This is a genomic window from Pseudomonas sp. I8001, assembly GCF_013385345.1.
GTDB lineage: Bacteria > Pseudomonadota > Gammaproteobacteria > Pseudomonadales > Pseudomonadaceae > Aquipseudomonas.
In genome coordinates this window covers 47204-57612 of sequence record NZ_JACAQC010000041.1, presented here as the reverse complement: position 1 = coordinate 57612, position 10409 = coordinate 47204, and the positions used below count along the sequence as shown (strand labels likewise).

Sequence of the window (10409 nt, the reverse complement as noted above, 5' to 3'; positions counted from 1 at the left end):
AAGAGCGGAACCATAAGCGGCCATCACCCAAATAACGGATATGTACCCAGCCCCCCAAAACCATAAAAAACACACCTGAACCATTGCGCTAACTTGAATCCCCCACAGCACTGCCCCTAGATACGCCGCAACATCAACGCCGCCACCCCACACGCCGCCAACGCCACGCACGCCAGAAAGAACGCATCACTGTAAGCCATCAAAAACGCCTGATGACGAACACTCTGGTCCAGCAGGTTCAGCACCACCTGATGTTCCGGCAATTGATCCTGCAGCACCCCGCCACCGGGAAGCTGCTGTTGCAAGGCCGGGTCAAACAGCGTCACCGACTCGCCAATACGCGCCGAATGCACCCTCTCGCGCACCACCACCAATTGCGCCAGCAGCGCCGTGCCGACCGCGCCCCCCAGGTTGCGCAGCATCGAGAACACCGCCGACGCCGACCCCGCCTGCGCCTTGGCCAGGCCGTGCACCGCCAGCACCGACAACGCCACCATGATCAGCGGCTGGCCCATGCCGCGCACCACGATCGAGGGCACGATCACATTGCTGGCGCTATCCACCGACAAGTGCGCACCCATCCAGCAACCCAAGGCCATGATCGCGAACCCCGAGGCCACCAGCATTTTGGCGCTGACCCACTTCATCAGGCGCGGCAAAAACGGCGCCATGATCAGTTGCACCAGACCATACGCGATCAGGCTCACGCCAATTTCGCTGGCGTTGTAGTGCTGCAATTGCGACAGGTAGTTGGGCACCAGGAACACCAGGCCATAGGTACTGGCGCCGAAGATAAACATCGCCACGCTGGCCACCCCAAAGTTGTAATGGCCCAACAGTCGCAGGTTGATAAAGGCGTGCGCGCCCCATAATTGCCGGGCAACGAAGCCGATCAGGCCCACCACCGCCAGCAGTGTCATCCACACGATAAAGGGCGAGCCGAACCAGTCCTTGCGCCCGCCCTCCTCCAGCACGATCTGCAACGCACCCAGGCCCAGCACCATGCAGCCGATACCCAGCCAGTCGCCCTGGCGCAGCAGGCCCAGCTGCATCGGCTGGCGGTCAATGGACCAGGCCACCGCCGCCAGCAACGCGATCCCCGGGAACAGTTGCAGGTAGAAGATCCAGCGCCAGGAATAGGCATCGGTCAGCCAGCCGCCAATCGACGGCCCGGCGGCCTGGGCCACACTGTTGGCCAGGCTGAACAAGGCCATGCCCAGCGGGATCTTGCTGGGCGGCAGCTCGGTGATGATCAGTTGGAATGACAAGGGAATCAGCACCGCCCCGGCCGCGCCCTGCACCACCCGGATCAGGATCATCACTTGCAGGTTGGGCGACAGCGAACACGCCACCGAGGCCACCAGGAATATCCCCGAGCCCCACAGCATCACCCGGCGCAGGGAAAACACCTGCACCAGCCACGCGGTGAGGGGAATCATGATGATCTCCGCCACCAGGTAAGCGGTGGAAATCCACGAACCCTCCTCAAACGTCGCGCCCAGTGCACCTTCGATTTCCGGCAGTGCGGCGCTGGTGACGTGCACGTTCATCCCGGCCATGAAGCAGCCGAACAGCCCGCCGATCACCGCGACCCAGGCGCGAAACGGCACACGCCCTTCAGCCTCCATGGACGTGCTCCTGGCTGGCGGCAGGGCGGGTATCAACCGTGGCAATCACCGACATGCCCGGCAGCACCCGCGACTCACCGGGTTCCAGGCGAATCTTTACCGGAAACCGCTGGACGATCTTGGTGAAGTTGCCGGTGGCGTTGTCCGGCGGCAACAGCGCGAACACGGCACCAGAGCCGGGGGCGATGCTTTCCACTTTGCCGTGCCAATGTGCGCCGGCAAAACTGTCCACCGCGATTTCCACCGACTGCCCCGGCGCCATGTGCTGCAACTGGGTTTCCTTGTAGTTGGCAATCACATAGGCCTGCTCCACCGGCACCACCGCCAACAGCGGCAGGCCGGGCATCACGTATTGCTGGCGCCGGACCTTGCGCTGGCCCACCACGCCATCAAAAGGCGCGCGGATCTCGGTGTCCTTCAACGCATTGCGGGCCAGCGCGAGGTTGGCCTGGGCCTCGCCGATGCGTGCCTGATGCTCGACGATTTGCGCCTGCGCCTGTTGCCGGCGTGCCTGCAAGACCTGCAACTGCGCCTGCTGCCGCGCGACCTGGGCGCTCGCCTGGGCCAGGGCCGCCTGGGCCTTGGCCTGGCTGGCGCTGACGGTTTCCAGGTGCTGGGCGCTGGCCACCTGTTGCGCGACCAATTCACGATAACGCTGGTAATCGAGCCGCGCGCGCCGGGCTTCGGCCTCGCCACTGCTCAGTTCCGCCCGGGCCTGGGCGATGCGTTGCTGTTGCTCGCCCATTTGCGCGTCGAGGGTTTGCACCGATGCCTGCTGTGCGCTCGCTGCTGCTTGCGCCTGTTGCAGTTGCGCCTGGGCGCTGTTCAGACGCTCGGTGAAATCCCGCTCATCGATACGCACCAGCACATCCCCGGCCTTGACCGGCTGGTTATCTTCCACCAGCACCTGGGCTACATACCCGGCAATGCGCGGGCTGATAGCGACCCAATCAGCGCGCACATAGGCATCGTCGGTTTCTTCAAGAAAACGCCCCCATTGCCACCAGTACCCGGCAAAGGTTGCCAGCCCCACCAGCGTCGCGAGGGAAGCCGTGGTCACCAGGGCGCGACGATGACGTTGCATAACGGTCAGGCGAATGGGTTCAACAGCCTGGTTCATGGTTTGGCTCCATTGACAGCGACAGATAAGGGGGCGGTTGGATCGTCACGCTGCCAGCCGCCACCGAGGGCCTGGAACAGGTCGATCTGGCGGTTGATCAAGCGCAGGTCGGACTCGGCCACGCGGGCTTCAAGGCCCACCAGGCTGCGTTCGCTGTCCAGCAGTTGCAGGGCATCCAGCGCGCCGGAATGGTAGCCGCGGGAGGCCAGGTCGAAGGCGCGGCGGTTGTTGTCCAGGGCGGCGGCCAGGGCCTGCCCACGCTGCTGTTCGCCCTGGTACAGGGCCATGGCCTGCTCCACCTGCTTCAGTGCGTTGAGCACCGTACCGTCAAACCGTGCCAGGGCCTGGCGCGCTTCGGCCTGGCTCTGCCTGACCCGCGCCTGGGCGACCTGCCGGTTGGGAAAGCGCCAGGACACCAGCGGCCCGACGGAATACACCGTGGCGTAGCGGTCCCCGAGTTTGCCCAGGCTGCTGGCGGACGAACCGAGCATCGCGCCGAAGGTGATCCGCGGGTAAAGCTCGGCGCGGGACAGGCCCACCGTCAAGGTGGCTGCGCGCAATTGCCCTTCGGCGCGGCGGATGTCCGGCCGCCGTTGCAGCAGTGCCCAACCCTCGCCCACCGGCAAAGGCGCCTGCAACTGCGGGGCCTGGGTACAGCTGCGTGGCGTGACCTGCTCCGGCGGCAACCCGCTGAGCACGGCCAACTCATACAGCGCGCTGCTGCGCCGGGCCGTGAACATCGGCAACGGTGCCCGGGTTTCTTCCAGCAACCCTTGCAGGCGCGCCAGGTCGAGTTGCGTGGCCGCGCCGGCCTTTTGCAGCTTCTGCGTGACCGCGACGCTCTGCTCCAGCAGCTGCACCGAGTGCGCCTGCACCTGTTCGCGCACACCATAGACGCAGGCCTGGGCATAGGCGCGGGCCGTCTGCGCGGCCACCGTCACCCGCAGCTCATCCTCCAGCGCCCGCGCCACCTGGGCATCCGCCCGTGCCGCAGCGATGCGATAACGCACCTCGCCCCACAAATCGAGGGTGTAGCTCAGGGAAAACTCAGGGGTGTGGCTCCATTCGGCACCGGCATGACGGTTAGTCGCCTGGGCCAGCGTCTGGTCATCGCGGCTGCGACCGTAGGCCAGGCCATAGTCCAGGGAAGTCGACGGCAGGCGCTCGCCGTCTGCCTGTTCCAGCTGCGCCAGCAACGCATCGACATGGGCGGCGGCGGCTTCGAGGTCTTTGTTCTGGTGCAGGGCCCGCGCCACCAGGGCGTCCAGTTGCGGGTCGCGGTACAGCTGCCACCAACGGGCGGGCAACGCCTCGGCCGACTCGGCGGAGAGCCGCGGTGCAGGCTGCGCCGTGACGGTCGACGGTTGACCGGGCACACCAGTGCACCCGGCCAGCACACTCAACAGGGCGATGGGCATCCATGGGTGAAAAGAAGGGCTGTGCATCACAAGGCTCGCTCAAGAAGGAGCCTTGCAGATTAGGCAGATGGCCTGTCCGATTCGCCCGCGTCAGGGCCATGTATCGTCGCTAAACGGACAATAGCGTTACCTGACGCAACACTAAACTCCGGGCCGAAAATGACTTGGCGGATAACCCAGCGACTTGCGAAACATCGCACTGAACGCACTCGGGCTCTGGTAACCATGCTCCAGCGCCACCTCCAGGATCGACACGCCCTGGGCCAGCAACTTCAAGCTCAGGGCCAACCGCGCACGCTTGCGCCATTCACCGAAACTCATGCCCAACTCCCGCTGGAACACCCGGCTCAGGGTGCGGGCGCTCATGTTCAGGCTGTCGGCCCAGGATTCCAGGCTGCTGTCGTCAGAAGGGTTGCGGATGAAATGCGTGCACAGCCTGGCCAGCCGTGCTTCGCCGGGCACCGGCACGTGCATCGCCACCACCGGCGCGGCGAGCAGTTCCATGCGGATCAACTCGATCATGGCCTGCAGACGCGGGCTGTGGTGCCCGGCAATCTGCGTGGCGGCGACGATCAGCTCCCGCAGCAATGCCGACACTTCAATCACCTGGCAGGTGCGCCCCAGCCCCGGCTCGGCCTCGGGCATGAGGAACAGCGTGCGCATATGCACCTCGCCGGCCATGCGGATCTCATGCGGGGTGCCGGCCGGCACCCACAGCGCATGCCCGGACGGCACCAGCCAACTGCCCTGGGCGGTGCTGACCACCATCACCCCGGACACACCGTGGATCAATTGCGCCTGGGCGTGGCAATGGGGATGCACCACGTCATCGTTGCGGTAGTTGTCGGCGTAGGCTTCAAGCCACGGGCGGGGTGGGCAGTTCATCGGCTGAGGTCTCGCATCAATCAAGCGTCGATTCTAGCGAAAAGTCCTGTGGCAAAAACGATAGATATAGACAGCCATCGTCGCATTCCAGACAGCCGGTGAACTTGTGGGCCGCCCCGTCAGTCAGCTAGTTGGGCACTCTGAAAAAGGTTGGGTGGGCAATGCGCATTTCGTTGGAGCAACAAGTGGCGCTGGTGACTGGCGCCAGTTCCGGAATCGGCGCGGGGGCCGCCAAGGCCCTGGCCGAGGCCGGAGCCGCCGTGGTACTGAACTACAACGCCCAGGCGGCGCCGGCTGAAGCACTGGCGGCGCAGATCAACGCCAACGGCGGCCGGGCCATTGCGATTGGCGCCGACGTGTCGAAAGAGGCCGATGTGGAGCGCCTGTTTGCCCAGACCCTTGATGCCTTCGGGCACCTGGACATCCTGGTGGCCAACTCGGGCATGCAGAAAGACGCCGCTGCCGTCGACATGACCCTCGACGACTGGAACACCGTGATCGGCGTCAACCTCACCGGCCAGTTCCTCTGCGCCCGCGCCGCGTTGCGCATCTTCAACCGCCAGGGCATCCGCGAAGGTGTTTCCCGGGCCGCCGGGAAGATTATCCATATGAGTTCGGTGCACCAGGTGATTCCCTGGGCCGGGCACGTGAACTACGCCGCGTCCAAGGGCGGCGTGGAAATGCTGATGCGCACCCTGGCCCAGGAAGTCAGCCAGCAGCGCATCCGCATCAACGGCGTTGCGCCGGGAGCGATCCGCACGGCCATCAACCGCGCCGCCACCGAAGGCGCAGCCGAAGTGGAACTGCTCAAGTTGATTCCCTATGGCCGCGTGGGTGACGTCGAAGACGTGGCCAACGCGGTGGTGTGGCTGGCCAGTGATGCCTCCGACTACGTGGTGGGCAGCACCCTGTTCATTGATGGCGGCATGAGCCTTTATCCGGAGTTTCGTGGCAATGGTTGATCTGAAAAACGAACCACAAAGTGCCATTGATGCCCACGGCATCATCGGCGACATGCGCAGTGCAGCGCTGGTGAACGACAAAGGCAGCATCGATTTTTTCTGCTGGCCGGAGTTCGACAGCCCCTCCATCTTTTGCTCATTGCTGGACTCCCCCGCCGCCGGCATCTTCCAGCTCACGCCGGACCTGCCCGACGCCCGCCGCGAGCAGATCTACCTGCCCGACACCAACGTGCTGCAAACCCGCTGGTTGAGTAATGACGCGGTGGTGGAAATTACCGATTTCTTGACCGTCAGTGAAGAAGTTGACGACCTGCCGATCCTGATTCGCCGGGTGCGGGTGGTCAGCGGCAAAGCGAGCATCCATATGCGCTGCGCAGTGCGTCATGACTACGCCCGCGCCCAGACCCGGGCCACTCAAGATGACGGCGACGTGTTGTTTGAGGCCGCAGACCAACCCGGCCTGCGCCTGACCAGCAGCCACACCCTGCAGCTGGATGGCGACGCTGCCGTAGCATCCTTTGAGCTCGGCCAGGAAGAAGGCGCCGAGTTTGTACTCGGCGGGCTGGACGATCCCCGAGTCAAAAACGACTGCACCGACCTGTGCCTGGAGCGCACCCTGAAGTTCTGGCGCGGCTGGATTTCCCAATCCAACTACCGTGGGCGCTGGCGCGAGATGGTCAATCGTTCGGCCCTGGCCTTGAAGCTTTTGACCTCGCGCAAACACGGTGCAATCCTCGCCGCCGCCACCTTCGGCCTGCCGGAAACACCCGGCGGCGAGCGCAACTGGGACTACCGCTACACCTGGATCCGCGACGCCTCATTCACCGTCTACGCGTTCATGCGCCTGGGGTTTATCGAGGAAGCCAACGGCTACATGCGCTGGTTGAAAGGCCGGGTGGGTGACTGCTGCGATCAGCCGATGAAAATCAACATCCTGTACGGCATCGACGGCCGCCAGGAACTGCCGGAAACCGAGCTGAGCCACCTCAGCGGCCACGGCGGCGCGCAACCGGTGCGCATCGGCAACGAGGCGTACGACCAGGTGCAACTGGATATCTACGGCGAGTTGATGGACGCGGTATACCTGGTCAACAAATACGGTGAGGCCATCTCCCACGAGGGCTGGAAACACACGGTGGAAGTAGCCGACCAGGTCTGCGAAACCTGGAACCACAAAGACGTCGGCATCTGGGAAATGCGCGGTGAGCAGCATCACTTCCTGCACTCAAGGCTGATGTGCTGGGTGGCGCTGGACCGGGCGATTCGACTGGCGTCCAAGCGCTCGCTGCCGGCGCCGTTTGCCCGTTGGGACCAGACCCGCCAGGCGATTTACGCCGATATCTGGAGCAACTTCTGGAACGAAGAACGCGGCCACTTCGTGCAGCATATCGGCAGCACCGCGCTGGATGGTTCGATGCTGTTGATGCCACTGGTGCGCTTCGTTGCGGCGACAGACCCGCGCTGGTTGTCGACACTGGAGGCGATCCAGAAAAGCCTGGTGCGCGATGGGATGGTTTATCGCTATCGCAACGACGACAGCCAGATTGATGGGCTACAAGGCACCGAGGGCGCGTTTGCAGCGTGCTCGTTCTGGTACGTGGAATGCCTGGCCCGGGCCGGGCAAGTGGAGAAGGCGCATCTGGAGTTTGAACAGTTGCTGCGCTATGCCAACCCGCTGGGGTTGTATGCCGAAGAGTTTGATAACCAGGCACGGCATTTGGGCAATACACCGCAGGCGTTGAGCCATTTGGCGCTGATCAGCGCGGCAACGTTCCTGGACCGAAAGTTGAGTGGGGTGAAGACGGTTTGGCAGCCTTGAGCCCGAGCACAATCTGAAGGCAATTGAGTAACCTTGTGGGAGCTGGCTTGCCTGCTCCCACATGACCGCGCCAGACTTGGAGACGAGGTGTACCCGGTGCACAATGCGTGGTCCTTCGATCTATACCAGGATGCCAATGCGCCAAGTCCTACTGATCATCGATGTACAACCCTCCTTCGCCCCGCCCGACTGGCTGGTAATCGGCATCAACGCCTTGCTGGGTCGCATGCCGTCAGTAGCCACCGTAGAGCGCCACGACGAAAACATAACCCCCTTCGCTCGCCAACTCGGCTGGCAACCGGCGCCCGACGACGACAGCCTGATCGCCGCCGACCATATCTTCATCAAACACGGCTACGCGCCCACGCCCGAGACCATCAGCCACCTGAAAAGCCTCGCGCCGGACCGAGTGCTGGTGTGTGGCATCCAGACTGATACCTGTGTGCTGGCGGCCGGGTTTGCGTTGTTTGATGCCGGATTACAGCCCACGCTGATCAGCGATTTGACCGTGGGTTCGTCGCTGGATCGCTCGGGGAAACTGGGCGCGGATTTGTGGCGACACCACTTCAAACATGTCATCAGCCACGCAGAGATTTAAGTCAGCCCCTCACTGTGGCGAGGGAGCTTGCTCCCGCTGGGTCGCGAAGCGGCCCCAAAAAGCTCAACGCCATCTAACTCAAAGAACACAGTCAACAAAACCTGGGGCTGCTGCGCAGCCCAACGGGAGCAAGCTCCCTCGCCACAGGTTGTTTGGCAAAAAACACAAGATTATCGGTCCCACCATTTACGACACCGCTAAATACTCAAGGAAGGAATATGACCGCAATACCTGTGGCGAGGGAGCTTGCTCCCGCTGGGGCGCGAAGCGGCCCTAAAAAGCTCAACGCCATCTAACTCAAAGAACACAGTCAACAAAACCTGGGGCTGCTGCGCAGCCCAACGGGAGCAAGCTCCCTCGCCACAGGTTGTTTGGCAAAAAACACAAGATGTGTGTAGATCGGTCCCACCGTTTACGACACCGCTAAATATTCAAGGAAGGAATATGACCGCAATACATGTGGCGAGGGAGCTTGCTCCCGCTGGGTCGCGAAGCGGCCCCAAGAAGCTCAACGCCATCTAACTCAAAGAACACATTCAACAAAACCTGGGGCTGCTGCGCAGCCCAACGGGAGCAAGCTCCCTCGCCACAGGTTGTTTGGCAAAAAACACAAGATCTGTGTAGATCGGTCCCACCGTTTACGACACCGCTAAATATTCAAGGAAGGAATATGACCGCAATACCTGTGGCGAGGGAGCTTGCTCCCGCTGGGGCGCGAAGCGGCCCCAAAAGCTCAACGCCATCTAACTCAAAGAACACATTCAACAAAACCTGGGGCTGCTGCGCAGCCCAACGGGAGCAAGCTCCCTCGCCACAGGTTATTTGGCAAACATCACAACATGTGTGTATATCGGTTTCACCATCAACGCGAAACCTTCGGCCCATGCTGAGCTGGACCGAGACCTGGCAAAGCACTGACTTAAGGAGCATGGACGCATGACCGATCTTCATCAGGAATTCGAACGCAGTCACCTCTTCCACAAGGCGCGTATTGATCGGCGCTCTGCCGACGCATTACTCGGCGTCACTGCCGGCCTGGTCGCCGACGGAAACATCAATCAGATGGAAGCAGCGTTTCTAAAGACCTGGATAGAAACCCATCTGCTCCAGTTGGAAGACCCGGTGGTAAACATTCTTTATCAGCGCCTTGCCAGCATGTTGAGTGACGGTGTTCTCGACGCGGAAGAGTCCGCAGAACTGTTGGAAATGCTGCATCAGTTTTCCGGTATCTCGGTGGGGTCACCTCAACGCCCCTCTGCTGTCAGCAGCCTGCCGCTGAACAATCCGGCTCCGACACTGGAGTGGCAGGACCGGACTTTTTTGTTTACCGGTGTCATGGCGTATGGGCCTCGCAAAGAATGTGAGTTACTTGTCGTCGAACGCGGCGGCCTTATCGGCAACTCGGTGAGCAAGAAGGTTCATTTTCTCGTGGTCGGGAGCGTTGGTAATGAACAATGGCTCCATAGCTCATATGGAACAAAGATCAAAAAAGCCGTCGAGTTAAGAAATAGCGGTATTCCGATCGCTATCATCAGTGAAACCCATTGGCAGCAGGTGTTGTTCGGTTGATGCCCATTATCTCCATCCTGATTCACGTCCCCGACTGGCGTGCCGCCACGGAGTGGTACGCCGCGGCCTTCCCTACCGCCACGCGCATCTACCATGAGCCCGACGATTTCGGTCACTTGGACGTGGACGGCGTTGCCCTCGAAATCGTGAATGCAGACAACAAGGTCGCCAGCGGCGCGGCCGGGTCGGTGGTGTATTGGCGGGTGACGGACCTGCTTCACGAGGTACAGCGACTGGTCACGTTAGGCGCCACGTTGTATCGCGGGCCAATGGAAGTCGAGGGCGGCGAGTGGATGTGCCAGGTGCGCGACCCTTGGGGTAATTGCATCGGCTTGCGCCAGGCCGGTCTAGACAAGTCAAGCAATTGCAGCCTTTCGAACCACACTCGGTAACCCGCTTGGTCTACAGTT

9 protein-coding genes are annotated in these 10409 nt (G+C 62.2%); 5 read left to right on the top strand and 4 right to left on the bottom strand.

All coding sequences use genetic code 11. The features are described from left to right. Window positions 1–116: 116 nt before the first annotated feature. From HX839_RS25230 to HX839_RS25215, 4 genes are all read right to left on the bottom strand, one after another. Window positions 117–1628 carry an MDR family MFS transporter gene (locus HX839_RS25230; protein WP_177067870.1) on the bottom strand — a complete coding sequence of 504 codons (1512 nt, stop codon included), beginning with the start codon at window positions 1626–1628 and terminating at the stop codon, window positions 117–119. Further along, the gene (locus tag HX839_RS25225; RefSeq protein ID WP_003208172.1) at window positions 1618–2748 is read right to left on the bottom strand and encodes an HlyD family secretion protein; all 1131 of its coding nucleotides are present in this window, start codon (window positions 2746–2748) and stop codon (window positions 1618–1620) included. Before HX839_RS25225 ends, HX839_RS25230 begins: the two co-directional genes overlap by 11 nt. Next, on the bottom strand, window positions 2745–4193 hold the full coding sequence (locus HX839_RS25220) for an efflux transporter outer membrane subunit (RefSeq protein ID WP_003208173.1): 1449 nt from the start codon (window positions 4191–4193) through the stop codon (window positions 2745–2747). The genes HX839_RS25225 and HX839_RS25220 overlap by 4 nt, the downstream gene beginning before the upstream one ends. Before the next feature lie 114 nt (window positions 4194–4307). Continuing rightward, complete coding sequence (locus HX839_RS25215) at window positions 4308–5051, bottom strand: helix-turn-helix domain-containing protein (protein WP_102605376.1); 744 nt, start codon at window positions 5049–5051, stop codon at window positions 4308–4310. Between the two features lie 161 nt (window positions 5052–5212). On the opposite strand from HX839_RS25215, the gene HX839_RS25210 reads away from it, so the two are divergent. The 5 genes from HX839_RS25210 to HX839_RS25190 all read left to right on the top strand — a co-directional run bounded on the left by HX839_RS25210 (window position 5213) and on the right by HX839_RS25190 (window position 10391). Continuing rightward, on the top strand, window positions 5213–6013 hold the full coding sequence (locus HX839_RS25210; RefSeq protein WP_003208175.1) for a glucose 1-dehydrogenase: 801 nt from the start codon (window positions 5213–5215) through the stop codon (window positions 6011–6013). Next, on the top strand, window positions 6006–7832 hold the full coding sequence (locus HX839_RS25205; protein ID WP_134327034.1) for a glycoside hydrolase family 15 protein: 1827 nt from the start codon (window positions 6006–6008) through the stop codon (window positions 7830–7832). Before HX839_RS25210 ends, HX839_RS25205 begins: the two co-directional genes overlap by 8 nt. 136 nt (window positions 7833–7968) lie before the next feature. Beyond that, window positions 7969–8430, top strand: coding sequence for a cysteine hydrolase family protein (locus HX839_RS25200; RefSeq protein ID WP_087695347.1), 462 nt, complete (start codon window positions 7969–7971; stop codon window positions 8428–8430). A gap of 936 nt (window positions 8431–9366) precedes the next feature. Further along, a complete protein-coding gene (locus HX839_RS25195) occupies window positions 9367–9999 on the top strand; it encodes a BRCT domain-containing protein (RefSeq protein ID WP_087695346.1) in 633 nt (210 codons plus the stop codon). Further along, a complete protein-coding gene (locus HX839_RS25190; protein WP_003208182.1) occupies window positions 9999–10391 on the top strand; it encodes a VOC family protein in 393 nt (130 codons plus the stop codon). Before HX839_RS25195 ends, HX839_RS25190 begins: the two co-directional genes overlap by 1 nt. The last annotated feature ends 18 nt before the right edge of the window (window positions 10392–10409 follow it).

Excerpts from the sequence above, each read along its gene's own strand:
- HX839_RS25230 (WP_177067870.1), bottom strand. The coding sequence starts at position 1,628 with ATGGAGGCTGAAGGGCGTGTGCCGTTTCGCGCCTGGGTCGCGGTGATC.
- HX839_RS25225 (WP_003208172.1), bottom strand. The coding sequence starts at position 2,748 with ATGAACCAGGCTGTTGAACCCATTCGCCTGACCGTTATGCAACGTCAT.
- HX839_RS25220 (WP_003208173.1), bottom strand. The coding sequence starts at position 4,193 with ATGCACAGCCCTTCTTTTCACCCATGGATGCCCATCGCCCTGTTGAGT.
- HX839_RS25215 (WP_102605376.1), bottom strand. The coding sequence starts at position 5,051 with ATGAACTGCCCACCCCGCCCGTGGCTTGAAGCCTACGCCGACAACTAC.
- HX839_RS25210 (WP_003208175.1), top strand. The coding sequence starts at position 5,213 with ATGCGCATTTCGTTGGAGCAACAAGTGGCGCTGGTGACTGGCGCCAGT.
- HX839_RS25205 (WP_134327034.1), top strand. The coding sequence starts at position 6,006 with ATGGTTGATCTGAAAAACGAACCACAAAGTGCCATTGATGCCCACGGC.
- HX839_RS25200 (WP_087695347.1), top strand. The coding sequence starts at position 7,969 with ATGCGCCAAGTCCTACTGATCATCGATGTACAACCCTCCTTCGCCCCG.
- HX839_RS25195 (WP_087695346.1), top strand. The coding sequence starts at position 9,367 with ATGACCGATCTTCATCAGGAATTCGAACGCAGTCACCTCTTCCACAAG.
- HX839_RS25190 (WP_003208182.1), top strand. The coding sequence starts at position 9,999 with ATGCCCATTATCTCCATCCTGATTCACGTCCCCGACTGGCGTGCCGCC.